A 25,671-nucleotide genomic window follows, 5' to 3' on the forward strand; every position below is an offset into this window, starting at 1 on the left:
CAGTGCGGGGCCTGATCTACTGGTCTGCATGATCGACACTCGGGTCGCCGTCATCGGTGCCGGCCAAGCCGGACTCTCGGCCGGCTATCACCTCCATCGTGCGGGCCTGACCGCCGGTGAGGGGTTCGTGATGCTGGACCGATCGCCCGGACCGGGTGGTGCGTGGCAGTTCCGCTGGCCCTCGCTGACGCTGAGCACCGTCAACGGCGTGCACGACCTGCCAGGAATGGCGTTCACCGACACCCTCGGCGACGAGCCTGCCGAGACCATCGCAGCCGCCGACGCCGTCCCCCGCTACTTCCGCGCCTACGAGGACCGCTTCGAACTGCATGTTCGACGCCCCGTCACGGTGACCGTCGTGTGCGATCGTGAACCCCGGTTCCGGGTCGAGGCAGGCGAGACCGTCGTCATGGCCGAGGGGCTGATCAATGCGACCGGGACGTGGGAGAAGCCGTTCGTTCCGCACTACGACGGTGCCGAGACGTTCACCGGCAGGCAAGTGCACACCAAGGACTATCGAACCGCCGACGAGTTCGCCGGCAAGCACGTCGTCGTGGTGGGCGGCGGCATCTCGGCCGTCCAGCTGCTCGACGAGATCTCGCAGGTCACGTCCACGACCTGGGTGACGCGCCGACCACCGGTGTTCCGGGACAGCGAGTTCGACCAGGATGCCGGCCGCAAGGCCGTCGCGATGGTCGAAGAACGTGTGCGGGCCGGCCTGCCACCCGGTTCGGTCGTCTCGGTGACCGGGCTGCTGCTGACGCCGTCGTTGGCTGCCGCCCGGAAACGCGGTGCGCTCGACCGGAAGCCGATGTTCTCGTCCATCACGGAAGATTCGGTGGTGTGGGAGGACGGGTCGAGTCAGCACGCCGACGTGATCCTGTGGGCCACCGGTTTTCGGAGCGCCCTCGACCACCTCGCGCCGCTGCGCCTGCGGGGACACGGAGGCGGAATCGTGATGGACGGCAGGCTGACCACCCGGGTCGCCGCGAACCATCGCGTCCACCTGCTCGGCTACGGGCCGTCCGCCAGCACGATCGGAGCGAACCGAGCCGGGCGAGCCGCGGTGACCGAACTACTCGAAACTCTGGATTAACCGAGCTCCTCGGCCACGAACTTCGCCAGCGCGCCCAATCGCGCCCGGCTCGGCATCGAGGTCGGAACACCCAACGCATCCAACGGGGCCGACGTCACCGGCCCGACGCAGATCGCGGCGACAGGGCCGCGAAGTGCGTCGAGGAAGGCGTCGAGCAGTCCGTTGTCCTTTGCGGTCGAGAGCAGGGACGCGACCGCGGGGGCGCTGGTGAACGTGACCGCGTCGACCCGATGCTCGATGATCTGCGACAGCAAGTCGATGAGCGGAGCCTGATCCACGGGGCGGATCCACCGATACACCGGAACCGGCCGCACGTGTGCCCCGAGTTCGATCAGTGCATCGCTCAAGTGGATCGTCGGTTCCCATTCGGTGATCACCCCGTGCAGCTGAACCGCGATGTCCGCGCCGGCAACACCTTCGGCCTCGAGATGATCGGAGACTTCCTGCGAAGCCTCGGTGGCCGGAGACCACTCGTCTCGTAACCCTGCACCACGAATGGCACCGCGCGCCTTGGGCCCTCGGGCAATGATCCGCGAATGCGCAAGAGCCTCAACGAGGTCATCACGGATGCCCCAGTCGGCGGCCGCGTCGAGCCAGCCCCGAAAACCGATGCCGGTGCTGATCACGACGATCTGCGGCGGGCGTTCGACGATGCCCTCGGTGGCGGACTTCAGCTCCGAGTCGTCGATCAGGGGCAGAACGTGAATCGCCGCGGCGTGAACGATGTTCGCGCCGCGGCGTTCGAGCATGGTGGCCAATTCGTTTGCACGTCGCTCGGCGGTGAGGGCAACGGTCTTGCCTGCGAGCGAATCGGACATGAGTACAGACTAGGCCCCCGACGTGCCTGGAACGTGACAGGTCAGCTGCTGAACTTGTCCGGGTCCGGGCCGGTGCGGCCGTATGCGGAGTCCAGCGCGTTGATCTGCTGAATTTCGTCGTTGCTCAGCTCGAAGCCGAAGACGTCGAAGTTGCTGGCGATGCGCTTCGGGGTCACCGACTTGGGGATCACCACGTTGCCGAGCTGGATGTGCCAGCGCAGGATCACCTGGGCCGGGGTGACTCCGTGCGCCTCGGCAATGGGCGCGCAGGCCGGCTCGTCCAGAACGGTGCCCGAGCCCAGCGGGCTCCAGGCCTCGGTGGCGATGCCCTTCGAGGTGTGGAAGGCGCGCAGCTCTTCCTGGATGAAGCGCGGATGCAGTTCGATTTGATTGACCGACGGCACCTCACCGACGGCGTCCATCAGCTTCTCGAGGGTGGGGATGCTGAAGTTGGAGACACCGATGGAGCCGATGCGGCCGTCCGCCTTGAGCTTCTGGAAAGCCTTGAACGTGTCGATGTACTTGTCACGGTCGAGCTGCTGCCAGTGAATGAGGTACAGGTCGAGGTACTCGAGTCCGAGGCGATCCATGCTCGCGTCGAACGCCTTCAAGGTGGAGTCGTAGCCCTGATCGTCGTTCCACAACTTGGTGGTGATGAACAGCTCGTCGCGGGCGATGCCGGACTCTGCGATCGCCTTGCCGGTGCCGGTCTCGTTCTCGTACACCTTGGCGGTGTCGATGCTGCGGTACCCGACCTTCAGCGCCTCGGCCACTGCGGCATGGGCACCGTCGTCGGGAACCTGCCACACACCGAACCCGAGCTGGGGAATGGACGTGCCGTCGTTGAGCACGATGGTCGGGACAGTACTGGTCTCGGCTGAATACGTCATACGAATGGCAACGGTGGGTGGGGTGGTGTTGTTCCCGCCCCTTAGTGTTTCGGTGTGACCGCAACGCTTCGTATCGATGATCTCGCCGCTTTTCACGGCGATCGAACCCTGTTCTCCGGCCTGGATCTGACGGTGGCCGAGGGTGATGTGATCGGGCTCGTCGGTGCCAACGGTGCAGGTAAGTCGACGTTGTTGACGCTGCTCGCGGGTGTGGGGACGGCCGATCACGAGGGTGAGATCTACACGAGCCCGCCCGACGCCACGGTCGGCTACCTGGCACAGGAACCCGAGCGCATTGCCGGGGAGACGGTGCTGGACTTTCTCGGTCGGCGCACCGGGGTCACGGCGGCAGAGTCTGCGATGAACGCCGCCGCCGAGGCTCTCGGTGGCAGCGACTCTGGTCACTCCGCAGGCTCCGCTCCTGCCGACGAGGACCTCTACACCCCCGCGCTGGAGAAGTGGCTGGCACTCGGCGGCGCGGATCTGGCGGAGCGCACGGCGAAGGTGCTCGCGGATCTCGGTCTCGACCTCGACGGGTCTGCGTTGATGACGGCGCTGTCCGGTGGGCAGGCTGCCCGGGCCGGGCTCGCCGCGATTCTGCTCGCTCGCTACGACATCCTGCTGCTCGACGAGCCGACCAACGACTTGGACCTCGCAGGCCTCGAACAACTCGAGCAGTTCGTCGTCGCCACGCGGGCGGCGATCGTCGTCGTCAGTCACGATCGCGAGTTTCTGGCGCGGACGGTGACGGGAGTCGTCGAGCTCGACCGGGCGCAGCGTCGCATCGATGTGTACGACGGCAACTACCAGTCGTATCTCGCAGAGCGAGAGATCGCCCGCCAGCATGCTCGGGAGAAGTACGACGAGTTCGCAGACACCAAGTCAGCGTTGGAGTCTCGCGCGCAGATGCAGCGGAACTGGATGGAATCGGGCGTTCGCAATGCGCGACGAAAGGCGACCGACAACGACAAGATCGCCCGCAAGACCCGCGCCGAGTCGACCGAAAAGCAGGCCGCGAAAGCCCGTCAGACCCAGCGCCGTATCGAGCGGCTCGAGGTGGTCGAAGAGCCCCGCAAGGAGTGGGAGCTGCGGATGGAGATTGCGGCCGCTCCTCGCAGCGGCACCGTCGTCGCAGTTCTGGGCGGAGCCGTCGTGCGGCGATCCGGGTTCACCTTCGGCCCGGTCACGACGCAGATCGACTGGGGCGATCGGATTCTGATCACGGGGCCCAACGGTTCCGGCAAAACGACGTTGCTGTCGGTACTACTGGGCCGGTTGGACCCGGACGAGGGCACGGCCTCGCTGGGTTCGGGCGTGGCGATCGGTGAAATCGATCAGGCACGAGCATATTTCGTCGGCGAGGGCACAGTGTCCGACGCCCTGAGCGCAGCGGTTCCCGAGTGGCCCGACGCCGAGGTGCGCACCCTGCTGGCCAAGTTCGGCCTGCGCGGCGACGATGCACTGCGGCCGGCGTCGTCCCTCTCGCCCGGAGAGCGAACCCGCGCGGCACTCGCCCTGCTGCAGGCCCGCGGAGTCAACCTGCTGGTACTCGACGAGCCGACCAACCACCTCGATCTGCCTGCCATCGAACAACTCGAACGGGCCATGGAGAACTTCGAGGGCACGCTGCTGCTGGTGACACACGACCGCAGAATGCTCGACACGGTCCGCAGCACTCGGCACTGGACGATGACCGACGGGCAGTTGTCGGAACTGTAGTCACGCGAATCGGGTGCAGCTGACCGCGGTGAGCGCGGTCAGCTGCACCCGATTCACGTCAGCTCAGCAGTATTTCGTTCACCTCGGCGGCCGGATGCATCGGCAGCGTGTGGTGCGTGGCTCCGTCGAGTATTGCGATTCGCGCGTCAGGTAATACGGCTCGGACTGCCGCTTCGATCTTGGATGCGTTGTGTACCTTCCCTTTCCCCGCCAGGACCACGGTTGTGCGCACATTGAAGCCCTCGAACGCAGCTGGCTTCGGCCGTTTCGGGACGATGGTCTTCGCCGTCGGGAAATGTGCGGCTCCGAGCGCGAGGACGTCGAGCCAGTCGGGATGCAGTTCCAAGCCATCGGTCTCCCACGCCACGAAGCGTCGCTGCCGCGTCTCGTTGGGAGACAGCAGTATCGGAAGGGCATGAAGCAGGTATCGCGGACTCATGGAACCGAAGCAAGCATTGGGGTCGAGAAGCGTGAGTGCATCGACTCGGGTCGCGTTCCGCAGGGCGTACGCCAGGGCGATCATCGCGCCGTAGGAATGTCCGCAGAGTGCCGCGGTGGGCAGCTTCAGCTCGTCCAGCACCGCCGTCACCCAGTTCAGCAGCTCGTCCACCGAGTCGATGGACTGCTGTCCGGGGACGCTGCGCCCGACGTCGCCCATGAGGTCGACCGCGTACACCCGATATCGCTGCGAGAGCGCCTCTACGTTGGCGAACCAGACGGTCGACGTCGCGCCCGCGCCCGGTAGTGACACCAGAGCCGGTCCGTCGACGGGTCCGCAGGCGTTGATCCGCGTGGTGCCGTGCACCGTTTTCACGTCGATGGCCTGGGTATTTGCCGGCCACTTCCGCAGCACTCGGTCGTAGGCGGAGAAGAATTCGTCCAGCGACATTGCAACCCTCACTTCTCTCGACAATCGAGATAGTAGACAATGGAGAGACCACTCGTCCAGCATCTCCGAGGGATCAGCACATGACCGAACCTGTCACCGCCGTGCATCAGTTGCGAGCACTGACCGTCGAGCTCGATCTCCTCGGCGCAGACTTCGCTCAGAAGCACTCGCTTCACCCGACAGACATCCGCGCGCTGATCTGCCTACTGGATGCGGACCGAGCCGGAACGCGCGCCACACCCGGCTGGCTCGGCGGACAGCTGGGCCTGGAATCCGCGTCGGTCACGGCTCTGATCGATCGAATGGCCAAGCGAGAGCTGGTATCACGTGAACCCGACCCAGACGATCGCCGGCGGGTACTCCTACGTGTCACAGCACACGCAGCCGAACTCGGCACGACGTTCTTCGGCCCCGTCATCGGTCGGGCCGTCGACGAGCTCGCACGCTTCACACCAGAGCAGCGGGCAACGATCGACGAATTTCTGACGACCATGCATGCGGTGGTCGTGGCAGCTCGGGAACAACAAATCCTGTAGGCGCATCAACAAAATCGTTATTAACGGTTGACACATCGTTGGGTTTATACAACACTTCATTGTCATGAGCCCCATCAAGCGCGGTACCGCGCTCCCGATCTACAACAGGGTGGGTGTTCTGCGGGCAGAACGGAAGATGAGCCGCGCGCAGCTGGCCGAACTCGTCGAAGTGAACCCCCAGACGGTGGGAGCCCTCGAACGAGGCGACCACTACCCGAGTCTCGACCTCGCGATGCGCATCTGCGACGTCTTCGATCTGCCGATCGAAGCAGTGTTCTCGCGTACCGAACTCGGACCACTCTCGGCCGAACTCTTCCGAAGGGAGAAGGATCGATGAACACGCACAGTCCCAGCATCTTCAGTAGATATCAAGAAGCCCGGACGAGACTGTTCCTGGAGAACGAAAAGACCTATGCGAACTGGCTGCCGGGATTGCGAGCCCAGAAACGACGCAGAGCCTTCGTCACCATCCTTCTGGTGCTGCTCACGGCGTCCGCGGGCTTCGCACTGTCGGACCCGCTGTTCGAGTGGGCGATCGGATTCTGGGGAATCTGCTACATCGTGTTCGCGTTCGCGACAATCGTCCTCGGCATCGTGTCCAATCGGCGCGCCGAAGCACCGGTGGAAGCGCTCGACGAGCTCGAAGTCCAGCTCCGCAACCAAGCCCGATCCATCGGCTTGACGGTTACTCAGGTGTTGGGCACCGCTGCCGCGGCGTACCTGTTCCTCGGATCGATTTTCGGGGCAACAAATCTCGGGATCTCCGGCGGCGCACTGATGCTGACCGCGTTGAGTACTGGAGGCGCTACTCCCGCAATGCTTCTCGCGTGGACTACTCCGGACTACGACCCAGAGGACGGCTGAGATCATGAGCGAACGACCCGACATCCTCACCCGCTATCAGGCCTATCGAACGCGGCGATTCCTGGAGAACGACGCCAAGACACGGCATTGGCTTCCCAACTGGCGGACGCGGCATCGACGCCGAATCCTCGTCGTCGCCGTGGCTGTCCTCCTGATCGCGTTCTTCGTCGTCAGCATCGGCAGCCTGTTCACCACATGGTTCGCAATCGGATGGATACCGGCCGCGCTGCTGTTCCTTCCGATCTGGACGGCGTTGCAGACAGTTTCCGGCAGGCACAGCGACGCGCCCGTGAGAGCGCTGGACGAGTGGGAAGTGCAGCAGCGCAACGAGGCTCGATCCATCGGCCTGACCATCACGCAGACGCTGGTAATGGCGGCGGCATTCGCTTCCATCTTCCTCTCGGTGTCGTTCGAGGACATGCCCCGACTCGCCTACGCGGGCGGCGGCTGGACACTGGCGGCTCTGATGGCCGGTATCTGCTCCCCCGCAATGATTCTCGCGTGGATCACCCCCGACCCCGAACTCGAAGACAGCGAAGATTTCGACCCGAAGTAACGACCGAAAGGGCACCATGAGCACCCTCACGATCGACTCCGTCTCCAAGAGATACGGCGACAAGATCGCCCTGGACAACCTCAGCTTCGACGTCCGGCCGGGCGAGCTGTTCGGCTTCGTCGGCAGCAACGGCGCGGGCAAGACCACCACGATGCGCATCGCGCTGGGAGTTCTGTCGGCAGATTCCGGCCAGGTTCTGTTGGGCGGCAAGCCCGTCGACCTCGACGTCCGCCGCACCATCGGCTACATGCCCGAGGAGCGCGGACTGTATCCGAAGATGAAGGTCGGTCCGCAACTGGCGTACATGGCCGAACTGCACGGACTCTCGTCGAAGGACGCCAAGGCAGCGGTGATTCGCTGGACCGAACGCCTCGGCATCGATCAGCGCGTCAACGACACCGTCGACGCGCTGAGCCTGGGCAACCAGCAGCGTGTGCAGTTGGCGGCCGCGCTGGTGCACGACCCCGCAGTGCTGGTACTGGACGAGCCGTTCTCCGGTCTCGACCCCATCGCCGTCGACGTGATGAGCGAGGTGCTGCGCGAAAAGGCCGCTGCCGGAGTGCCGGTGGTGTTCTCGAGCCACCAACTCGACCTGGTGCAGCGCCTGTGCGACCGCGTCGGCATCATCGCCGCCGGCTCGATGAAGGCCGTCGGAACCGTCGACGAGCTACGCGGTTCGGGAGATGCGCAACTGCGCGTCCATGCACCGAACGCTGCCCCCGGATGGGCGTCGGGCATCGCCGGGGTGAGCACTCTCGGCCACACTGACGGCGTCACCGTCCTGGGCCTGGCACCCGGGGCCGACGATCAAGAAGTCCTCCGAGCCGCACTGGCGACCGGTCCGGTACACGACTTCTCCATCCAGAAACCTTCCCTGAGCGACCTGTTCCGAGAGGCGGTAGTGGCATGAGCTCCCAACTGAACTCCTTCAGCGCAGTGTCCTTGATAGCCAAGCGCGAGTTCACCGTTCAGGTGATGAAGAAGAGCTTCGTCATCAGCAACGTGATCATCCTGGCCGTCATCGTCGGCGGCATCATCGCGTTCTCGATCTTCTCCGGCAGCGGTGACGAAGAGCGTGATGTCGTCGGCATCGCCGGAGACCAGTCCATCGCGGCCGTGGTGGAAGCGACCGGCGATGCCGTCGGATCTCCGGTCGAGGTGCGCGAGGTAGCCGACGCGGCGGCCGCACGCAGCGGCGTCGAATCGGGAGATCTCGACGTGGCGTTGGTTCCGGACGGAACCGCGGGTGCGTACACCGCTGTCACCGAGTCCGATCTGACCGGCACGTTGCGCGCCGTCGTCGAAGGCAGTGTCGCAACGCAGGCCACCAATACTGCACTGGCGCAACAGGGTGTCGACCAGAACGAGCTCGGGGCAGCGACAAGTGCCGCAACGGTCACCGTCGACGCGATCGATCCGCCGGACCCCGAGGCCGGTCAGCGGACTGCTCTTGCGCTGTCCGCAGTGTTCCTGCTGTACGCACAGATCATCGGCTTCGGCATGTACGTCGCGATGGGCGTCGTCGAGGAAAAGTCCTCGCGTGTGGTCGAACTGCTGCTCTCCACCGTCCGTCCCCTGCAGTTGCTGTGGGGGAAGATCCTGGGTATCGGTGCGGTCGGCATCCTGCAGCTCGCCCTGTACGGAATCGCAGGTGTAGGAGCAGGATTGGGCACAGGGGTACTCACGGTCACCGGTGCCGCGGTGAGCGTCTTCGCGGCAACACTGGCGTGGTTCATCCTGGGGTTCGCCTTCTTCGCGGTGCTCTACGCGGCCGGCGGCTCGATGGTCTCGCGCCAGGAGGACGTCAACTCGACGACCATGCCGCTACTCATCCTGATCATGGCGATGTTCTTCGCGGCGTTCTATTCCGTCAGCGATCCGGAGAGCACCCTGGCCAACACATTGAGCTGGATCCCCCCGTTCTCCGCGATCATGATGCCGCTGCGCATCGCTGCCGGGGTGACCTCGCCGGTACAGATCGTCGGTTCGGCAGTCCTGATGGTGATCACCACCGCGATCCTGGCGATGGGCGCAGCGAAGATCTACCAGCGTTCCATTCTTCGGATCGGCAAGACCGTCTCGTGGAAGGAAGCGTTTGCTCGCTAGGGTCCGCTGCGTAGGCTCCCCGATATGAGCCCACGGACATCCGCCGCCGAGATTCTCGACTCCGTTCTCGACGGCGGATCGTTCGTGTCCTGGGACTCCGAGCCGGTCGACGTTCGCCCCAACGACTCCTATCAGCGCGACCTGGCGAAAGCTCGCGAGAAGAGCGGGGTCGACGAGTCGGTGTTGACGGGCGAGGGCACCATCGACGGCCGACGCGTGGTGATCATCGCCTGCGAGTTCGCCTTTCTCGCCGGTTCGATCGGCGTCGCGGCGGCCGAACGCATCACCTCCGCGATCGAGCGCGCCACCGCAGAGGGCCTGCCGCTCATCGCCTCCCCCACCTCCGGCGGCACTCGTATGCAGGAGGGGACGTTGGCTTTCGTGCAGATGGTCAAGATCGCCTCCGCCGTCACCGCGCACAAGGCGGCGCACCTGCCGTACCTGGTGTATCTGCGCAATCCGACGACCGGCGGCGTGTTCGCGTCCTGGGGGTCGTTGGCCCACGTCACGGTCGCCGAACCCGGCGCTCTCATCGGGTTCCTCGGACCACGCGTCTATCAGGCGTTGTACGACAAACCATTTCCCGACGGTGTCCAGACCGCCGAGAACCTCTACCAGCACGGCGTCATCGATGGCGTGGTGCCGGTCGATCAGTTGGGGAATCTACTCACTCGAGCCCTTCGGGTGATCCTCGACGCGCCGGCGTGGACCGATATCGCTGATGAACGTGCCGCGCCCATGACAGAGCGGTCGGCCTGGTATTCGGTGCAGTCGTCGCGTCGCGCCGATCGCCCCGGGATTCGGCAACTGATCGAACATGCTGCTACCGAGCAGGTTCCGCTCAGCGGCACCGGCCAGGGCGAGGCCGACACGTCGATTCTGTTGTCGCTGTGCCGCATTCGCGGTGTCTCCTGCGTGCTGTTCGGAAACGACCGCAGCAGCAGCTCCGCCACCGCCACGATGGGTCCGGCGGCATTGCGAGAGGCGCGACGCGGCATGCGCCTCGCCGAGGAACTACGCCTACCGCTGGTGCTGGTGATCGACACCTTCGGCGCTGCACTGTCGAAGGAAGCCGAAGAAGGTGGCCTGGCACCGGAAATCGCGCGATCGATCTCCGATCTCGTCACCGTCGACACCCCGACCGTCTCGATTCTCCTCGGCCAGGGAACCGGCGGTGGAGCGCTCGCGCTTCTTCCCGCCGACCGGGTGCTGTGCGCCCAGAACGCCTGGCTCGCACCACTTCCGCCGGAGGGTGCCAGTGCCATCGTGCACCGCGACACCGTGCACGCCCCGGACATGGCCGAGGCCCAAGGCATCAGGTCGGTCGACCTCCTGCGCGACGGCATCGTCGACGCCGTCGTCCCCGAACTCCCCGACGCCGCCGACGAGCCCGCCGCGTTCTCCGGCCGCATCGCCGACGCCATCGCCCGAGAACTGCGCGGGTTGTCGACCGTCGATCCCGCCACTCGGACTCGGAACAGGCTGGGCCGCTACCGCACGCTGGGCTGAGCGGCTCCGCCGCACGTGAGCGGGCGCCCCCAATAGGTCGTTCCGCAGGCACCACTCCCGCCTCGCCCCCTGCTACGAACTTTCGTGCACCTGCGAGGTCACGAGCGCTACCACGTCACCCGCGCGAAGATCGGCCGGCAACTCCACCGGACTGACGCAGCGTCGACCCGGGCCGTGCACATCGACCTTGACCACCGGGCCCACCGAATGCCGATTGACCACCACGGCTTGGCGCAGATCCCCGAACTCGGCGTCGACGCCCACCTCGCCTGCGATCACCGAACGCACCCGAGTCACCAGAATCGAGCCCCACTGCACCGGAGTGCCCTGCGCATCGGCCAGATCCTCCAGCGCAACGCCGTCGACCGTGATGCGGCCACAGACGCAATGCGTATCTGCAGGCCAGAGCGCTGGATCGCACCGCGCAACGTATGCGGCACCGAGGGACGGAAGCATGTCGAGAAGTGTCATGAGAAGAAGTCTTGCGCCGCGCGGTGGCGTCGAACAGAGGTGTTGACGCAATCTTGACGGCACCGGCAGAAAATTTGATGGACTTCGTCTCGCGGTGCCTCCCACTGTACCCGCTGGTACATTCAATCGGGTGATTGCAGACGACGTCTATCGCCGCGGCCGAGCCGGCCTGCCCTCGTGGATCACCGATTACGACGGCCGCCGCACCGAACTTCCGATCGCGCGCTGGATGGGCGGGACCCATTCGACGATCGAAGACATCAGGGCGGACGAAGCCTCGATCGCTTTCTGCACCGGCCCCACCCTCGATCTCGGCTGCGGACCAGGACGTTTGACCGAAGCGCTCACCCGAGCCGGCGTTCCCGCTCTGGGAGTCGATACGTCCTCGGTCGCTGTGGAGATCACGAATCAACGGGGCGGATTCGCCGTCGAACAGGACATCTTCTCGGCACTCCCCCGCGCCGGCCATTGGTCACACGTACTGCTCGCGGACGGCAACATCGGCATCGGTGGTGATCCCGCAGCACTACTGGCGACGGTTCGTGCGCTGCTGCACCAGAGTGGGACGGCCATCGTCGAAGTCGAGTCCACGCCCGATGTCGACGATCGGAACCGAATGGTCCGATGGGAAACCGGTGACTCGGTGGGCGAGTGGTTCACTTGGGCCAGCGTCGGCGTCAGCTCGCTGCGCGCGCTGGCGGTGACCGCGGGCCTTCGAGCCCGTCGAACCATCGAATCGAACGGACGAGTGTTCGTGGAACTCGCTGTTCACAGCATCGACCGAGGAGCCGAGCACCCGTGAGCAAGGAGCTGCCGAGAACGGCCAAGGGCAGACGAACCAGAGCTGCGATCGTCGACGCCGCAGCGTCGATGATGTACGACCACGGTGTCGCGGGAACCACTCTCGACGATGTACTCGCTGCCTCCGAGACCGGAAAGTCGCAGCTCTACCACTACTTTTCCGACAAGTCGGATCTGGTCGAGGCCGTTATCGCACGTCAGCTCGAGCGCGTCCTCGCCGCCCAGCCACGCCTGGCCCACATCGACAGCCTCGAGGACATCGACGCATGGGCCGCCGAGATCGTGCGAAATCACGAACAACCAGGCGGCCCGTTCTCGTGCCCTCTCGGTTCGCTCGCTGCAGAACTGAAGAACGACGCGGCCTTCGTTCCCACCCTGAACGCCGCGTTCCGACGCTGGGAGCAACCTCTCGAGCAGGGACTTCGTCGCATGATCGACCGAGGCGAACTCGACGTCCCGACCGATCCCGCCGCCGCGGCCGCTACCTTGATCGCCTCACTGCAAGGCGGAATGCTGATCGCTCGCATCGCGGGCGATGTGCAACCTCTGCGCGACACGCTGGACGCAGCAGTTGCCGCGTTGCGGCGGCGCGCGACCTGACATCCGACGCCGAGACCAGCCCTGGCGAAAGGACCCCGAGTGCGCTAATCTCGACCTCACAGTTTGTACTACTGGGTACAAAATTGGAGACGGGAACCAGAATGCAGCGACTTCCCACGTTCCGTAGCCCGATCCGCGGTGTCTGGTTCACGTCGGTCCTGGCGTCCGTCCTGCTCGTCGCCCTGCCGATCGTGACGATCACCGGATTCATCTCCTGGGCCGCATACGGCCCACAGTTCGGCCAGGCCATGCCAGGCGACGTCGGGTGGCTACGAATCCCGTCGTTCGACTGGCCGACCGAGCCCGCCTGGCTCTATCGGCTCACCCAGGGCCTGCATGTGGGACTGGGACTGGTCATGGTGCCGATCGTGCTGGCCAAGCTGTGGTCGGTGATCCCGAAACTGATCGAGATGCCCCCGGTTCGCAGTGTCGCGCACCTTCTCGAGCGAATCTCGTTGCTGGCGTTGGTCGGTGGCATCCTCTTCGAGATCATCACCGGCGTCCTGAACATTCAGTACGACTACATCTTCGGTTTCAGTTTCTACACCGCGCACTACTGGGGAGCATGGGTGTTCGTCGCCGGCTTTCTCGCCCACGTGGTACTGAAATTTCCGACCATGTTGAGGGCCTTGCGAACCCGACCGTTCCTGGAGTTGATGCGCATTCGAGTCGCCGATACGGTGCCCGATGCCGACGACGAATCCGGTCTTGCTGCAACCGATCCCGCTCCGGCGACGATCAGCAGACGCGGAGCTCTCACCCTCGTGGGCGGCAGCGCACTGTTCGTCGCGGTCCTCAGCGTTGGGCAGACGACGGGCGGACCACTGCGCTCAGCGGCGATACTGCTGCCTCGCGGACGCTCGTACGGCGACGGCCCCAACGACTTCCAGATCAACCGCACCGCGCAGTCCGCAGGCGTCACCGATGCCCAGACAGGCGATGCGTGGCGGCTGACCGTACTGGCCGGCGGTACCGAGGTAGTACTCACCAGAGCTCAACTCGAGCAGATGGACCTGCACACCGTCGAACTCCCGATTTCCTGCGTCGAGGGCTGGTCGACGGTTCAGACGTGGACCGGAGTTCCGCTCCGAGATCTGGCGGCACTCGTGGGTGTCGATGCCGTTGATACCGGTGAGGTGCGGTCTCTCGAACCCGTCGGGTCGTTCAACCGCGTCACCTTCGGAGGACACCAGATGATGCATCCGGATTCACTTCTCGCACTGAAAGTGAACGGGGCCGACCTGTCACTCGATCACGGCTACCCCGCTCGAATCATGATGCCGGCGATACCCGGAGTGCACGCCACCAAGTGGATCGAGTCCGTCGAATTCTTCGAGGAGCAAGCATGACAACGTTTCGAGCCAGGTACGGCGCAGGACCGATGCATCTCGCGGCCACGGCCTGCTGCCTCGCCCTGGCCGGCGCGGTCGTCCTGACGATCGGCTTCCCTGCCCTGTGGAACACCGATACGTGGTGGCAGTCCATCGGTCTCTGGTTCGTCGGGGCAGCGGTGGTGCACGATGCGATCCTCTTTCCGCTGTACGCCGCGCTGGACCGGACGCTGGTCAGTCGTCTGGGCAGGTTCGTCAACGCGGTGCGCATCCCTGCGCTCGGGGCGGGCCTGAGCCTGCTGCTCTTCGCACCGGGGATCTTCGCCCACGGGAGTGAGACCTACGAGGCCGCCACGGGTCAGACACAGGAGCCGTACGCGATGCGATGGCTGCTGTTGGTAGCGGGGATGTTCGCGGCCAGCGCAGCGTTCTACGGCGTCCGCGAAATTCTCAGGCAGAGGCGTTGACGCAATCTTGACGTACACCGGGCACGGTTGCACGCAACGACCGCCGGTCGACGGGATTCCGCCGGTCGTCGCCGGTAGTGCGCAACCCGGCCCGCACCACGCAGCCCCGAACTACGCTCCACAACATGAGTGGCGAGTATCGGCAGGCATTCGACGACAGCGTCGACAACCGCGAGCAATTCTGGCTCGACGCTGCAGCGGGAGTCGACTGGGACACCCCTCCCACCACTGCGTTCGACGGCTCGCACTGGTTTCCTGGAGCCCATCTGAACACCTGCTTCAACGCGCTCGATCGGCACGTCGACGCGGGGCACGGCGACCGGACCGCGTTGATCTACGACTCGGCGATGCTCGGCCTCACCCGCAGCTACACCTACGCCGAACTGCTCGATCAGGTTGCCCGTTTCGCGGGAGTGCTCAGCAGCAACGGAGTCTCCCGAGGCGACCGCGTGGTGATCTATCTGCCGATGATTCCCGAGGCAGTCGTCGCCATGCTCGCGTGCGCCAGGCTCGGCGCAGTGCACTCGGTGGTGTTCGGCGGCTTCGCAGCCAAGGAGCTGGCAGCGAGAATCGACGACGCAGAGCCGGTCCTGCTGATCACCGCCAACGGCGGGTTCGAGCCGGGCCGCGTCATCGAATACCTCCCGCTGGTGCAACGCGCCCTGACTCTCACGACCGCGGCCGTCCCCGCGGTGATCGTCAAGGCCCGCGACGGTATCCCCGGCGGCCACGATTGGCTGGACTGGGACACCCTCATCGCCGACGCCACCGCCGCCCAACCGGTTTCGGTGCAGGCGACGGATCCGCTGTACATCCTCTACACCTCGGGCACGACCGGAAAACCCAAGGGTGTGGTGCGCGACAACGGCGGTCATGCCGTCGCGTTGACGTGGTCGATGCGCAACATCTACGACGTGGGTGCCGGTCAGGTGATGTGGACGGCGTCCGATGTCGGCTGGGTCGTCGGGCACTCGTACATCGTCTACGGGCCGCTGTTCGCCGGTGCCACAACGGTTCTCTACGAGGGCAAGCCCGTCGGCACTCCCGATGCGGGCGCGTTCTGGCGGGTGATCCAGGATCACGGCGTCCGTGCGTTGTTCACCGCGCCGACGGCACTACGAGCCATTCGCAAGGTCGACCCGCACGCCGCCGAGCTCGAGAAGTACGACACCTCGTCGCTCGAGACCCTGTTCGTCGCCGGTGAACGCCTCGATCCCGATACCTACGAGTGGATTTCGCGAACCCTGAACCGCCCCGTGGTCGACCACTGGTGGCAGACCGAAACCGGCTGGGCGATCTGCGCCAATCTTCGCGGACTCGAACCACTTCCGATCAAGTCGGGCTCGCCGACGGTGCCGGTGCCTGGATTCCAGGTCGGCATTCTCGACGCGACCGGAGCACCGGTGGACGCAGGCACCGAGGGCAACATCGTCGTGAAGCTGCCGCTGCCACCGGGCGCTCTGGTGGGGCTGTGGAACGACGAATCACGCTTCCAGCGTTCGTATCTGGACACCTTCCCCGGGTACTACCTCACCGGCGATTCCGGGTACATCGACGCCGACGGGTACGTCTACGTCCTCGGCCGCAGCGACGACGTCATCAACGTGGCCGGACACCGCCTGTCCACCGGATCGATGGAGGCGGTACTGGCCGGTCACCCGGCGGTTGCCGAGTGCGCCGTCATCGGCATCCACGACGACCTCAAGGGTCAGCGCCCCAGCGGCTACGTGGTGCTCAAGGCCGGGGAGACCATCACCGAGGATGAACTGCGTACCGAACTGGTGGCCATGGTGCGCGATCAGATCGGCGCACTCGCGACCTTCCGCGACGTGACGATCGTCGGTGCACTGCCGAAGACCCGCTCCGGCAAGATCCTGCGGAAGACGATGCGGCAGATCGTCGCCGGTGAGGAGTACGGCGTGCCGTCGACCATCGAAGATCCGGCAGTACTCGATGCGTTGGAGAAGTTGCTCGGCAGATAGGCGGCGGGAATACGAGCAACCATGGCCGAAACCCGCGCGCCACAGGGATGTCCCGCGCGATAGCGTCGTGCTCATGACAGATCTCGACACCCGCCCTGCCGTCGACTGGCTCGCCCTCGGTGCGGTCACCATCACGGTGGTCTCGTGGGCCTCGGCATTCGTGGCGATTCGCGGCGTCGGAGAATCCTTCGGGGCAGGCCCGCTCGCATTGGGGCGATTGCTCATCGGATCGTTCGCGCTCGGCGCGATAGTTCTGGTGAGAAAACAGTGGGTCAAGCCCAACCGCACGCAGTGGCTGCAGATCATCAGCATCGGCGTCTTCTGGTTCGGCATCTACAACGTCGCCCTCAATGCCGCCGAGCAACGCGTCGATGCCGGCACGACGTCGATGATCATTCAGATCGGTCCGATTCTGGTCGCTCTGTTCGCAGGTCTGCTTCTCGGCGAGGGCTTTCCGAGATGGCTGGTGATCGGTGCGGGCATCGCGTTCGCAGGCGCAGTCATGGTCGGTGTCGTCACGGCGGTGACCACCACGTCCACCACCAAGACGGACGCCGACTTCCTCGGCATCGCACTGTGTCTGGTGTCCGCGGTGACCTATGCCATCGGAGTGCTCAGCCAGAAGCCGGTGCTGCGCACCGTCCCCGGACTTCAGGTCACGTGGATGGCCTGCACCATCGGTATGGTCTGCACGCTGCCGTTCGCACCGGCTCTGCTCGACGACCTCGGGTCCGCGTCGGCCGGTGCCACCGGCGGGTTGATCTACCTCGGGCTCGTCCCGACCGCCCTGGCGTTCAGCACCTGGGCCTACGCGTTGACGCGAATGAACGCAGGCAAGCTCGGTATCACCACGTACGCGGTCCCGCCGATCACGATCGTTCTGGCCTGGCTCCTGCTGGGCGAGGTTCCGCATGTCCTCGCCGTGGTCGGCGGAGTGATCTGCCTGGTGGGAGTCGGGTTGTCCCGCAGAAGATAGGGGTCACGGCGGAGAGGTGTTACAGCGCCTTGAAGCGTGCGATCGCCACTTCCCGCTCGTGCTTGTGGTCGACGATCGGATCCACGTATTCCTTGGGTCGGCCGAACTTCAACGTGTGCACGGCTTTTCCTTCTTCACCGCGCAACTCCGGCACCCAGCGTCGAACGTAGTCGCCGGTGGGGTCGAACTTCTCGCCCTGGGTGATGGGATTGAACACTCGGAAGTAGGGCGAGGCGTCGGTACCGGTTCCTGCGGTCCACTGCCAGCCGTGCTGGTTGCTGGCCAGATCTCCGTCGACGAGATGCTGCATGAAGTACCGGGCTCCCCGCCACCACGGCAGGTGCAGATCCTTGACCAGGAACGACGCGACGATCATGCGAACTCGGTTGTGCATCCACTTCTCCGAGTTCAACTGCCGCATACCGGCATCGACGATCGGGAAGCCGGTCTCGCCCTTGCACCAGGCCTCGAACAGCTCGTCGGCGTGCTTGCCCGAGTCCAGTTCGATCGCATCGAACTTCTTGACGTAGTTCTCACGCGCACTGTCGGGACGTTGAAAGAGGATGTCGCCGTAGAAGTCTCGCCAGCAGATCTGTCGACGATACGACGCCGCGCCCTCGTTGCGGAGCTTGCCCAGGTCGGCGAGCATCGTTCGCGGATGAATGGTTCCGTACTTCAAGTGCACCGACATCCGACTCGTCGAGTCGAGATCGGGACGGTTGCGTTCGTCGTCGTACGCCGAGACCTCGTCGAGAAATTCCTTCCACTGCTTCGAAGCCGCCGACTCACCGGCTGCCGCGTCGGAGGCCTCCTTCTCGGAGGGAATCTTCACGCGTCGAACACCTTTGACCTCGTCCGGATCGATCCACTCGGCGGAGTCGGCCGAGGTGTCCGCCGGACCGCGCCAACCGTGGTCCATCCACTGCCGTGAGTACGGCGTGAACACCTTGTACGGCTCCCCGTCGTTCTTGAGGATCCGCCCGGGGGCGACTGCATACGGAGATCCGGTCTCGACCAGGGTCACCTTCTCGCCGACCCGCGCGTCTCGCTCGCGCCCGTAGGGGCCGTAATCGGCACTGATGTGCACGTCCTCGGTGCCGATCGCCTTCGCCACCTTCGGGACCACCGTCTCGGGGTCACCGTGCACCACCATCAGCCGACCGCCGAGTTGCTCGTCGAGTGCTTCGAGCGAGCGGAACAGGAAATCCTTGCGCGGCCCGCCGGAGGGCTTCAGCAGACGATCGTCGAGCACGAAGAGTCCGAGCACCGGATCTCCCGACTCGGCAGCGGCGGTGAGGGTGGGCAGATCCCCCAGACGGAGATCACGGCGAAACCAGACGATCGACATGCTGTCAGTCTTACCCACCCCCGCCCCGAGCAATCCCTCCCTCGCTCGTTCGATTCTCAGAGAACCGCCAACGACGACTCACCATGGCCGCAACATGGGGCTCTACCTTGGGAAACACAGAAGAGAAAAGGAGAACACCATGACGAACACACGCCCCTTCCCCGGCGCTCTTTCCCTGGTGGACAGCACCTGCACCTTCGAGAAGTACTACGAGCAGCTCTACGCCAAGGCACCCGCGCTGGCGTGGTCACTCGATGCCGACACCGGCCGCCGCAGTGCCCTCGAGGACTTCTTCGCCAAGACACCCGAGGAACGCCGCACCACCGTCGACAGCTGGGTTGCATAGCATTGGCCCGGTGACCGAATCGCCGAGCACCCCCGCCACCGTTCTCGTCGTCGACGACGACGCAGACGTGTTGTCGTCGCTGCAACGCGGACTGCGCCTGTCCGGGTTCACCGTCATGACCGCATCGGACGGCGCGGAGGCGCTCGGCGTGGTGTCGCGCTCCACCCCCGACGCCATCGTGCTCGACATCAACATGCCGGTGCTCGACGGTGCCAGCGTGGTGACCGCGCTGCGTGCCATGGGAAACGACATTCCCATCTGCGTGCTCAGCGCTCGCAGCTCGGTGGACGATCGGATCGCCGGACTCGAATCCGGTGCCGACGACTACCTCACCAAGCCGTTCGTGTTGGCCGAACTCGTCGCTCGGATCCGGGCCATGCTGCGTCGCCGCGGCACCGGTCCGGTTGTGCCGGCGGCAGATTCGGGTGCACCGAACTCGGCCGTCGCCGTCGGAACCCTGGTGGTCGACATCCCCGGCTATCGTGTCCACCGCGGCGGAGCCGACATCGACCTGACCAAGCGAGAGTTCGAGTTGCTGGCCATCCTGGCCCGCAACAAGGGCGTCGTTCTCACGCGAGAACGACTGCTCGAACTGGTCTGGGGCTACGACTTCGTCGCCGACACCAATGTCGTCGACGTGTTCGTCGGATATCTGCGACGCAAACTCGAGGCAGACGGCTCGCCGCGAATCCTGCACACGGTCCGCGGAGTCGGCTTCGTCGTCCGGGACACCGCATGAGCTTCTCGCTGCGCGCCCGCGTGGCCGCCGCCACGACCCTCGGCGCCACCCTCGTGGTCGCGGCCCTCTCCGTGGTCACCTCGGTCGCCATCTCACGCAACAACGTCAATCAACTCGACGAGCGACTGACGACGGCATCTCAGGTGCTGGTGCCGACCTCGACGACGCTGGAAGCCTTCCTCGATCAGCTCTCCGGAGCGTTCGCCGTCACCATCCGAAGTGGCGACATCGTCGTCGCGTCCACACCGACGCGGCTACCCGCGCTCGATACCGGGTCGCAGACCGTGGACGTCGACGGGCAACGCTTCCGGGTCTACACCGCCGTATCGACCGCGGTCTCGTCCATCTCGATTTCCATCGGCGTGCCGGCCATCGAAGCGCAACAGGTCACCGACGAGCAACAGAAGCAGGTGCTCCTGCTTGGACTCGCCGCGATCGCGGTGTCCACCGGCCTGGGCTGGCTCTTCGGTGGCAGGGCCGTCAGACCGTTGGTGACGTTGACCCGGCAGGTCAGCGCCCAACCACCGACCGCGCCCGAAACCCGCACCGGTGTCACCGAAGCCGATGCGCTCGCCGTTGCGATCGGCGGCATGCTGACCAGACTGAACGAGGCACAGGACCGCACCAATGCCGCGCTCGACACCGCACGCGACTTCGCGGCCGTCTCCGCACACGAGCTTCGGACCCCACTGACTGCGATGCGCACCGACATCGAGGTGCTCAGAACCCTCGACCTCGAGCCGGCGCAGCAGCAGGAGATCCTGGGCGATCTCGAGCGCACACAGGGCCGAGTGGAGACGACGCTGACCGCCCTGGAACGACTGGCATCGGGCGAATTGTCCAGTGAGGGCGACAGAGTCGAGACCGACATCATCGACATCTGCGACGTCGCAGCCCAGGACGCGCAGCGGCTGCATCCCGGACTCGACATACGCGTCGAATACGCGGCCGACTCCGAGATCACCATGCGCGCTCTGCCGACCGGCCTTCGACTGGCCGTCGACAACGTGATCGGCAACGCCGTTCGGCACGGCAACGCGACGTCGATCGTCATCACCGCCGAACGCGAGGGCGCGACGGTACGTGTCCTGATCGACGACAACGGATCCGGCGTTCCCCTCGACGAACGAGAGACGGTGTTCGGCCGGTTCGAGCGTGGCACCCGAGCAGCCAAGGGCGGCTCGGGACTCGGCCTAGCCCTGGTGGCGCAGCAAGCCCAATTGCACGGTGGGCGGGCCTGGTTCACCGACAGTCCGCTGGGCGGTGCCCGATTGGTGCTGGAGCTGCAGGACAGCTGACGTACGGCAGTCTTTACGCGGGAGAAACCTACGGAGCCATCCGAGCCGAGGATCATGTACCCATGCACACGTCGTCGGATTTCTTCGTCCCCACCATCGACATCTCCCCGTACGTTCTGGGTGACCCCACCGCGGCGGCCGATGGAACCGCCCGCCGCAGCGTCGCCGAGGACGTCGATTACGCCTGCAGCACAGTCGGTTTCATGCAGATTCTCGGACACGGCATTCCCGAGGACACCGTGGCCGGACTCGCGTCGGCGATGGATTCGTTCTTCGGACTCGACTCGGCGACGAAGCGGGCCTACATCTGCCCGCCCGAACGCAATCGGGGCTACACCGCTCCGAAGAGCGAATCGCTCAGCCTGAGTCTGGGAGTCGAATCGGCGTCGGGCATGAACGATTACTTCGAGGCCTTCAACGTCGGCACCGGCGAACCGAACACCTGGCCCGACACTGCGGGATTCCAGCGCGCCGTAGACGAGTATTTCGCGGAGGCGGCACGCGTGGCCCGGACGCTGACCACCGTATTCGCCGACGCACTCGGCGTGTCACCGAATACGTTCTCCGACATCACCGATCGATCGCTGGACACCCTGCGGATGAACAACTACGCGCTCGAACCCGGAATGCAGGTGCCGGACGCCGAACTCACCGGCATGAGTGAACACACCGACTACGGATTGGTGACGGTGCTGTGGGCCGATCGAGTGCCCGGTCTTCAGGTTCTCGGGACCGATCGACGGTGGCACGACGTGCAACCGGCGGACGGAGCGATGTTGGTGAACCTGGGAGATCTGACGGCCAGACTGACCAACGATCGCTGGATGTCGACGCTGCATCGGGTGCGTCCGCCGATCACCGACGCGACGATCCAGCGCAGGCGTTCTGCCGCGTTCTTCCACGACGGCAACCTCGACGCGGTGATCGCGCCACTGCCGTCGTGCATCGAGTCGGGCGACGTGGCCCGATACGAACCGGTGACGGTAGCCGAGCACATTCACGCCAAACTCGCGGGTTCCCGAGGGGGAACTGCCAACTCCTCGGCAACCCGCGAAGCAGAGCGGGTACGCAATGCCGTTGCCGGACCTGCAGTTATTTGACGTCGAGCAGGTCGATGACGAACACGAGGGTCTTGCCGGACAGGCGATGGCCTGCGCCTGCGGGGCCGTAGGCGAGCTCCGGCGGAATGGTGAGCTGACGGCGTCCGCCGACCTTCATTCCGGGAATGCCGTCCTGCCAACCCTGAATGAGCCCGCGCAACGGGAACTGAATGGATTCGCCGCGGTTCCAGGACGAGTCGAACTCCTCGCCCGAATCGAACTCGACTCCGACGTAGTGCACCTCGACGGTGCCGCCTGCAACTGCCTCTGCGCCGTCACCCTCGACGAGGTCGACCGTCACCAAGTCCAAGGGTGCCGGTCCGGCCTGAAATTCGATCACTGGCTTCGTCACTGAAGTCTCCTGCGGTTGATGCCGGCCCGCCGACGCCGGCTGTGAAGCTCTGGGCATATTCCGCTTCGACTTTACGTCGTGACGGTCAACCGATTGGAGCTGGCATCAAATTCGTCTTGTATTCGCAGGTCAACGTGTTGTCGTTTGCGGGGTCGGTCATCTCCACTTTCCAGGCGTCGGAGAACTGATTCACCCCGTGGTGCATCGAGATGGTGCCCGAGATCAATACCGTTCCACGCGAGAACAGTCCACGTTCGGTGAGTACGTCCAGCCAGTACTGCGGAGCGAGAAGATCACCGAGCGTTCCCGATTGGATGAGCACTCCGTCGGCCCACGCGGTCAGGGTGATCTCGTCCAGTCGGTCGGCCACCTCGCTCAACCGCCACGCACCGGTGCCGAGCACGTCGGGAGCCGCGTTCTTGCTCCACGCGACGCTGTGAACTTCCAGGTCACGGTCGGTGTGGTCGCAGGCAACCGTGAGCAGCACGTCGTCGATCGTGTCGCCCAGGATCACCAGAGCCCATTCCGCCTCACCCGAGGTACGACCGTGTTGCACGGCGACGGCATCGGTCTGCTGGGCCAGATACGGCGAGATGGGATACAGCGCCGGGGTCACCGTCGGAGCCGGTACGCCCAGTTCGGCCAGCTCGGCGATGTGCGACGCCACCTCTTCCTGGTTGCGACCGGCATAGCCCGCATTGAGCAGCGCGGTCACTTCTACCGACTCGGTCGTGCCGTCGGGCAACGTGAATGTGAGCATCAGTAAGGACCCTCTCCTCGTAAATTTTCTGTTTCCGATACGCCGGAAGCCTTGCGCATACGTCTTGTATACAGCAAGTATGGAGCACGTACAACGGATAGAGTGATCCCAGGCACACGAAGGAGTCGTCATGACCGAACCAGTTTCGGTGGATAGAAAGGGCCTGGCCAAGGCCTTTGCCGCCAGCCTGACCGGAACGGCATTGGAGTGGTACGACTTCGCCGTCTACTCGGCCGCCGCAGCGCTGGTGTTCCCGCTGGTCTTCTTCCCGGACAGCGACCCACTGACCGGAACATTGCTGGCCTTCTCGACCTACGCCGTCGGGTACATCGCCCGTCCGGTCGGTGGATTCGTCTTCGGGCGACTCGGCGACGTGATCGGCCGAAAACAGCTACTCGTCATCACCCTGATGCTGATCGGCGTCACGACGTTCGCCATCGGATTGATCCCCGGCTACGACACCATCGGCATCGCCGCCCCGATCATTCTCGTCACCATGCGGTTCTGCCAGGGCGTGGCCGTCGGCGGCGAGTGGGGCGGAGCCGTTCTGCTCTCCAGTGAATACGGTGATCCCCGTAAGCGCGGCTTCTGGTCCTCCGCAGCGCAGATCGGACCACCGGCGGGCAACCTGCTCGCCAACGGCGCACTCGCAATCCTGACGCTGTCGTTGACCGACCAGCAGTTCGAGTCCTGGGGATGGCGTGTTGCATTCCTCTTCTCGGCCGTACTCGTCGGATTCGGTCTGTGGATTCGACTGAAGCTCGAGGACACCCCGGTGTTCAAAGCACTTCAGGAAAGCGGCGATCGCTCCGAAGCCCCGATCAGCGAAGTGTTCAAGACCGAACTGCGACCACTGGTGGCAGGCATCATGTCGCGCGTCGCACCCGACGTCATCTACGCACTGTTCACGGTCTTCTCCATCACCTACGGAACCCAGAAGCTGGGCTTCGAGCGCAGCGAGGTGCTCACGGCCATTCTGATCGGATCGGCGTGCCAGCTCGGCCTGATCCCGCTGGCCGGAGCCGTCTCCGACCGCATCAACCGGCGTCTGGTGTACGGCGTCGCAGCCGTGGGCGGCGTTGCCTGGAGCGCGATCTTCTTCCTCGTCATCGGCGGCGGATCTCTGCCGCTGCTGATCCTCGGAGTCGTTGTGGGCCTGGCGTTCCACTCGTTCATGTACGGGCCACAGGCAGCGTTCGTCACCGAGCAGTTCAGCGTGCGACTGCGCTCCACCGGCAGCTCGTTGGCGTACACGATCGCCGGTGTGTTCGGCGGGGCGATGGCACCGCTGATCTTCGTGTACCTGCTCGACAAGACCGACAGTTGGGTACCGATCGCCGGATACATCGTGATCGTCGGCGCGGTGACGCTCGTCGGCCTGGCACTGGGACGCAACCCGGACCCCACCGAGGACGAGCACTACGTGCTACTGAATCAGGAACACGAAAAGGCTACGCGCGCAGCAGAGTCTGAAGTGTGACCTCGAGGTGAGCGTCGATCTTCTCGTGCACCAGGCCCTCGTCGCCGACACTCAGTGCGTCGATGATGGCCTGGTGCTCGGCGCACACCCGATGCTGACGGTTGGCTGCGGTGAACAGGGCACTCAGACCCACCCGCAGCTGCCGAGCGCGCAGCCCGGCGTATGTGCGGGAGAGAAGATCGCTCCCCGCCGAATCGATCAAACTCTGATGGAACGTGCCGTCCCAGTCGATGAACTCCTTCGGCGCATCCGCACTGTCGGAGTTCATCAGCAATTCCTGCTGCTCGAGCGCATGCTGCATCGCCGCGATCGGAGCGTCCCCGGCGCGCAGAGCACGGGTGGCCGCGTGCCGTTCGAGGACGCCGCGCAGATCCATCAGTTCGGCGATCTGCCGTCCGGACATCGCCGGCACGTGCGCACCGCGCTTGGGGACCATCTCGACCAGGCCCTCGGACTGCAACATCAGCAGGGCCTCACGCACCGGCGTGCGCGACACTCCGATTCGAGTCGCGAGTTCTTGTTCGTTCAGAAATGTGCCGGTGGCGGCCGGTGACGACAGCACCTGATCGCGTACGAACAGATACGCCTTCTCCCTCCCCGACAGCGGCTGCATACGATATGTATACCTGTCTTCACC

At 64.9% G+C, this 25,671-nt stretch carries 28 protein-coding genes; 20 read left to right on the forward strand and 8 right to left on the reverse strand.

The window, feature by feature from the left end:
* The first annotated feature begins 28 nt into the window (after positions 1-28).
* Positions 29-1,096 carry an NAD(P)/FAD-dependent oxidoreductase gene (locus ABZ677_RS09055; protein WP_358368498.1) on the forward strand — a complete coding sequence of 356 codons (1,068 nt, stop codon included), beginning with the start codon at positions 29-31 and terminating at the stop codon, positions 1,094-1,096.
* Here the strand turns inward: ABZ677_RS09055 and ABZ677_RS09060 are convergent.
* Together ABZ677_RS09060 and ABZ677_RS09065 are read right to left on the reverse strand one after the other, a co-directional pair.
* Positions 1,093-1,914: a uroporphyrinogen-III synthase gene (locus ABZ677_RS09060; protein WP_358368501.1), complete on the reverse strand. Its 822-nt coding sequence runs from the start codon at positions 1,912-1,914 to the stop codon at positions 1,093-1,095. The genes ABZ677_RS09055 and ABZ677_RS09060 overlap by 4 nt on opposite strands.
* 41 nt (positions 1,915-1,955) lie before the next feature.
* On the reverse strand, positions 1,956-2,804 hold the full coding sequence (locus tag ABZ677_RS09065; RefSeq protein ID WP_358368504.1) for an aldo/keto reductase: 849 nt from the start codon (positions 2,802-2,804) through the stop codon (positions 1,956-1,958).
* A 54-nt stretch (positions 2,805-2,858) separates the two neighbouring features.
* Here ABZ677_RS09065 and ABZ677_RS09070 point away from each other — a divergent pair, with 54 nt between their 5' ends.
* Positions 2,859-4,523, forward strand: coding sequence for an ABC-F family ATP-binding cassette domain-containing protein (locus ABZ677_RS09070; protein WP_358368506.1), 1,665 nt, complete (start codon positions 2,859-2,861; stop codon positions 4,521-4,523).
* A gap of 58 nt (positions 4,524-4,581) precedes the next feature.
* Here ABZ677_RS09070 and ABZ677_RS09075 read toward each other — a convergent pair whose 3' ends face one another.
* A complete protein-coding gene (locus ABZ677_RS09075; protein WP_358368509.1) occupies positions 4,582-5,412 on the reverse strand; it encodes an alpha/beta fold hydrolase in 831 nt (276 codons plus the stop codon).
* An 80-nt stretch (positions 5,413-5,492) separates the two neighbouring features.
* On the opposite strand from ABZ677_RS09075, the gene ABZ677_RS09080 reads away from it, so the two are divergent.
* The 7 genes from ABZ677_RS09080 to ABZ677_RS09110 all read left to right on the forward strand — a co-directional run bounded on the left by ABZ677_RS09080 (position 5,493) and on the right by ABZ677_RS09110 (position 10,983).
* Positions 5,493-5,948 carry a MarR family transcriptional regulator gene (locus tag ABZ677_RS09080; RefSeq protein ID WP_358368512.1) on the forward strand — a complete coding sequence of 152 codons (456 nt, stop codon included), beginning with the start codon at positions 5,493-5,495 and terminating at the stop codon, positions 5,946-5,948.
* A gap of 64 nt (positions 5,949-6,012) precedes the next feature.
* Positions 6,013-6,285, forward strand: coding sequence for a helix-turn-helix transcriptional regulator (locus tag ABZ677_RS09085; RefSeq protein ID WP_008719231.1), 273 nt, complete (start codon positions 6,013-6,015; stop codon positions 6,283-6,285).
* Positions 6,282-6,812, forward strand: a complete 531-nt coding sequence (locus tag ABZ677_RS09090) for a hypothetical protein (RefSeq protein WP_358368514.1) — start codon at positions 6,282-6,284, stop codon at positions 6,810-6,812. The genes ABZ677_RS09085 and ABZ677_RS09090 overlap by 4 nt, the downstream gene beginning before the upstream one ends.
* A gap of 4 nt (positions 6,813-6,816) precedes the next feature.
* Positions 6,817-7,368 carry a hypothetical protein gene (locus ABZ677_RS09095; RefSeq protein ID WP_358368517.1) on the forward strand — a complete coding sequence of 184 codons (552 nt, stop codon included), beginning with the start codon at positions 6,817-6,819 and terminating at the stop codon, positions 7,366-7,368.
* Between the two features lie 16 nt (positions 7,369-7,384).
* Entirely contained in the window at positions 7,385-8,278 is an 894-nt protein-coding gene (locus ABZ677_RS09100) for an ATP-binding cassette domain-containing protein (RefSeq protein ID WP_358368520.1), read from the forward strand.
* Positions 8,275-9,474: an ABC transporter permease gene (locus ABZ677_RS09105; protein ID WP_358368523.1), complete on the forward strand. Its 1,200-nt coding sequence runs from the start codon at positions 8,275-8,277 to the stop codon at positions 9,472-9,474. Before ABZ677_RS09100 ends, ABZ677_RS09105 begins: the two co-directional genes overlap by 4 nt.
* 24 nt (positions 9,475-9,498) lie before the next feature.
* Complete coding sequence (locus ABZ677_RS09110; protein ID WP_358368526.1) at positions 9,499-10,983, forward strand: carboxyl transferase domain-containing protein; 1,485 nt, start codon at positions 9,499-9,501, stop codon at positions 10,981-10,983.
* Positions 10,984-11,055: 72 nt separating this feature from the next.
* Here ABZ677_RS09110 and ABZ677_RS09115 read toward each other — a convergent pair whose 3' ends face one another.
* On the reverse strand, positions 11,056-11,454 hold the full coding sequence (locus ABZ677_RS09115; RefSeq protein ID WP_358368528.1) for a hypothetical protein: 399 nt from the start codon (positions 11,452-11,454) through the stop codon (positions 11,056-11,058).
* Between the two features lie 130 nt (positions 11,455-11,584).
* On the opposite strand from ABZ677_RS09115, the gene ABZ677_RS09120 reads away from it, so the two are divergent.
* From ABZ677_RS09120 to ABZ677_RS09145, 6 genes are all read left to right on the forward strand, one after another.
* Positions 11,585-12,256 carry a methyltransferase domain-containing protein gene (locus tag ABZ677_RS09120; RefSeq protein ID WP_252341889.1) on the forward strand — a complete coding sequence of 224 codons (672 nt, stop codon included), beginning with the start codon at positions 11,585-11,587 and terminating at the stop codon, positions 12,254-12,256.
* Positions 12,253-12,855, forward strand: a complete 603-nt coding sequence (locus tag ABZ677_RS09125; RefSeq protein ID WP_358368531.1) for a TetR/AcrR family transcriptional regulator — start codon at positions 12,253-12,255, stop codon at positions 12,853-12,855. The genes ABZ677_RS09120 and ABZ677_RS09125 overlap by 4 nt, the downstream gene beginning before the upstream one ends.
* A 101-nt stretch (positions 12,856-12,956) precedes the next feature.
* Positions 12,957-14,204: a molybdopterin-dependent oxidoreductase gene (locus ABZ677_RS09130; RefSeq protein ID WP_358368534.1), complete on the forward strand. Its 1,248-nt coding sequence runs from the start codon at positions 12,957-12,959 to the stop codon at positions 14,202-14,204.
* Complete coding sequence (locus tag ABZ677_RS09135; protein ID WP_358368537.1) at positions 14,201-14,653, forward strand: hypothetical protein; 453 nt, start codon at positions 14,201-14,203, stop codon at positions 14,651-14,653. The genes ABZ677_RS09130 and ABZ677_RS09135 overlap by 4 nt, the downstream gene beginning before the upstream one ends.
* 125 nt (positions 14,654-14,778) lie before the next feature.
* Positions 14,779-16,635, forward strand: a complete 1,857-nt coding sequence (locus ABZ677_RS09140) for a propionyl-CoA synthetase (protein ID WP_358368540.1) — start codon at positions 14,779-14,781, stop codon at positions 16,633-16,635.
* A 73-nt stretch (positions 16,636-16,708) separates the two neighbouring features.
* On the forward strand, positions 16,709-17,611 hold the full coding sequence (locus ABZ677_RS09145) for a DMT family transporter (RefSeq protein ID WP_358368543.1): 903 nt from the start codon (positions 16,709-16,711) through the stop codon (positions 17,609-17,611).
* 19 nt (positions 17,612-17,630) lie between these two features.
* On the opposite strand, the gene ABZ677_RS09150 is transcribed toward ABZ677_RS09145, so the two are convergent.
* Complete coding sequence (locus ABZ677_RS09150) at positions 17,631-18,959, reverse strand: deoxyribodipyrimidine photo-lyase (RefSeq protein WP_358368546.1); 1,329 nt, start codon at positions 18,957-18,959, stop codon at positions 17,631-17,633.
* Between the two features lie 139 nt (positions 18,960-19,098).
* Between ABZ677_RS09150 and ABZ677_RS09155 the strand changes: the two genes are divergently transcribed.
* The 4 genes from ABZ677_RS09155 to ABZ677_RS09170 all read left to right on the forward strand — a co-directional run bounded on the left by ABZ677_RS09155 (position 19,099) and on the right by ABZ677_RS09170 (position 22,442).
* The gene (locus ABZ677_RS09155) at positions 19,099-19,305 is read left to right on the forward strand and encodes a hypothetical protein (RefSeq protein ID WP_037191758.1); all 207 of its coding nucleotides are present in this window, start codon (positions 19,099-19,101) and stop codon (positions 19,303-19,305) included.
* Between the two features lie 10 nt (positions 19,306-19,315).
* A complete protein-coding gene (locus ABZ677_RS09160) occupies positions 19,316-20,044 on the forward strand; it encodes a response regulator transcription factor (protein WP_358368550.1) in 729 nt (242 codons plus the stop codon).
* Positions 20,041-21,342, forward strand: a complete 1,302-nt coding sequence (locus ABZ677_RS09165; RefSeq protein WP_170945727.1) for a HAMP domain-containing sensor histidine kinase — start codon at positions 20,041-20,043, stop codon at positions 21,340-21,342. The genes ABZ677_RS09160 and ABZ677_RS09165 overlap by 4 nt, the downstream gene beginning before the upstream one ends.
* A gap of 62 nt (positions 21,343-21,404) precedes the next feature.
* Entirely contained in the window at positions 21,405-22,442 is a 1,038-nt protein-coding gene (locus tag ABZ677_RS09170) for a 2-oxoglutarate and iron-dependent oxygenase domain-containing protein (protein WP_358368553.1), read from the forward strand.
* Here the strand turns inward: ABZ677_RS09170 and ABZ677_RS09175 are convergent.
* Positions 22,435-22,794 carry an FKBP-type peptidyl-prolyl cis-trans isomerase gene (locus ABZ677_RS09175; protein WP_032377394.1) on the reverse strand — a complete coding sequence of 120 codons (360 nt, stop codon included), beginning with the start codon at positions 22,792-22,794 and terminating at the stop codon, positions 22,435-22,437. The two genes, ABZ677_RS09170 and ABZ677_RS09175, sit on opposite strands and share 8 nt — an antisense overlap.
* Positions 22,795-22,879: 85 nt before the next feature.
* Positions 22,880-23,554, reverse strand: a complete 675-nt coding sequence (locus ABZ677_RS09180) for a DUF2848 domain-containing protein (protein WP_037191752.1) — start codon at positions 23,552-23,554, stop codon at positions 22,880-22,882.
* A gap of 130 nt (positions 23,555-23,684) precedes the next feature.
* On the opposite strand from ABZ677_RS09180, the gene ABZ677_RS09185 reads away from it, so the two are divergent.
* Positions 23,685-25,034, forward strand: coding sequence for an MFS transporter (locus tag ABZ677_RS09185; RefSeq protein WP_037191749.1), 1,350 nt, complete (start codon positions 23,685-23,687; stop codon positions 25,032-25,034).
* Here the strand turns inward: ABZ677_RS09185 and ABZ677_RS09190 are convergent.
* Positions 25,006-25,647, reverse strand: coding sequence for a GntR family transcriptional regulator (locus tag ABZ677_RS09190; protein WP_037191747.1), 642 nt, complete (start codon positions 25,645-25,647; stop codon positions 25,006-25,008). The genes ABZ677_RS09185 and ABZ677_RS09190 overlap by 29 nt on opposite strands.
* Positions 25,648-25,671 lie beyond the last annotated feature (24 nt).

The sequence above is a fragment of the Rhodococcus sp. NPDC006774 genome, from assembly GCF_040636045.1.
In the GTDB taxonomy this organism is placed as follows: domain Bacteria; phylum Actinomycetota; class Actinomycetes; order Mycobacteriales; family Mycobacteriaceae; genus Rhodococcoides.

Excerpts from the sequence above, each read along its gene's own strand:
- ABZ677_RS09060 (WP_358368501.1), bottom strand. The coding sequence starts at position 1,914 with ATGTCCGATTCGCTCGCAGGCAAGACCGTTGCCCTCACCGCCGAGCGA.
- ABZ677_RS09065 (WP_358368504.1), bottom strand. The coding sequence starts at position 2,804 with ATGACGTATTCAGCCGAGACCAGTACTGTCCCGACCATCGTGCTCAAC.
- ABZ677_RS09170 (WP_358368553.1), top strand. The coding sequence starts at position 21,405 with ATGCACACGTCGTCGGATTTCTTCGTCCCCACCATCGACATCTCCCCG.
- ABZ677_RS09135 (WP_358368537.1), top strand. The coding sequence starts at position 14,201 with ATGACAACGTTTCGAGCCAGGTACGGCGCAGGACCGATGCATCTCGCG.
- ABZ677_RS09105 (WP_358368523.1), top strand. The coding sequence starts at position 8,275 with ATGAGCTCCCAACTGAACTCCTTCAGCGCAGTGTCCTTGATAGCCAAG.
- ABZ677_RS09080 (WP_358368512.1), top strand. The coding sequence starts at position 5,493 with ATGACCGAACCTGTCACCGCCGTGCATCAGTTGCGAGCACTGACCGTC.
- ABZ677_RS09085 (WP_008719231.1), top strand. The coding sequence starts at position 6,013 with ATGAGCCCCATCAAGCGCGGTACCGCGCTCCCGATCTACAACAGGGTG.
- ABZ677_RS09155 (WP_037191758.1), top strand. The coding sequence starts at position 19,099 with ATGACGAACACACGCCCCTTCCCCGGCGCTCTTTCCCTGGTGGACAGC.
- ABZ677_RS09165 (WP_170945727.1), top strand. The coding sequence starts at position 20,041 with ATGAGCTTCTCGCTGCGCGCCCGCGTGGCCGCCGCCACGACCCTCGGC.
- ABZ677_RS09090 (WP_358368514.1), top strand. The coding sequence starts at position 6,282 with ATGAACACGCACAGTCCCAGCATCTTCAGTAGATATCAAGAAGCCCGG.
- ABZ677_RS09190 (WP_037191747.1), bottom strand. The coding sequence starts at position 25,647 with ATGCAGCCGCTGTCGGGGAGGGAGAAGGCGTATCTGTTCGTACGCGAT.
- ABZ677_RS09055 (WP_358368498.1), top strand. The coding sequence starts at position 29 with ATGATCGACACTCGGGTCGCCGTCATCGGTGCCGGCCAAGCCGGACTC.
- ABZ677_RS09095 (WP_358368517.1), top strand. The coding sequence starts at position 6,817 with ATGAGCGAACGACCCGACATCCTCACCCGCTATCAGGCCTATCGAACG.
- ABZ677_RS09185 (WP_037191749.1), top strand. The coding sequence starts at position 23,685 with ATGACCGAACCAGTTTCGGTGGATAGAAAGGGCCTGGCCAAGGCCTTT.
- ABZ677_RS09115 (WP_358368528.1), bottom strand. The coding sequence starts at position 11,454 with ATGACACTTCTCGACATGCTTCCGTCCCTCGGTGCCGCATACGTTGCG.
- ABZ677_RS09130 (WP_358368534.1), top strand. The coding sequence starts at position 12,957 with ATGCAGCGACTTCCCACGTTCCGTAGCCCGATCCGCGGTGTCTGGTTC.
- ABZ677_RS09145 (WP_358368543.1), top strand. The coding sequence starts at position 16,709 with ATGACAGATCTCGACACCCGCCCTGCCGTCGACTGGCTCGCCCTCGGT.
- ABZ677_RS09140 (WP_358368540.1), top strand. The coding sequence starts at position 14,779 with ATGAGTGGCGAGTATCGGCAGGCATTCGACGACAGCGTCGACAACCGC.
- ABZ677_RS09100 (WP_358368520.1), top strand. The coding sequence starts at position 7,385 with ATGAGCACCCTCACGATCGACTCCGTCTCCAAGAGATACGGCGACAAG.
- ABZ677_RS09110 (WP_358368526.1), top strand. The coding sequence starts at position 9,499 with ATGAGCCCACGGACATCCGCCGCCGAGATTCTCGACTCCGTTCTCGAC.
- ABZ677_RS09180 (WP_037191752.1), bottom strand. The coding sequence starts at position 23,554 with ATGCTCACATTCACGTTGCCCGACGGCACGACCGAGTCGGTAGAAGTG.
- ABZ677_RS09075 (WP_358368509.1), bottom strand. The coding sequence starts at position 5,412 with ATGTCGCTGGACGAATTCTTCTCCGCCTACGACCGAGTGCTGCGGAAG.
- ABZ677_RS09150 (WP_358368546.1), bottom strand. The coding sequence starts at position 18,959 with ATGTCGATCGTCTGGTTTCGCCGTGATCTCCGTCTGGGGGATCTGCCC.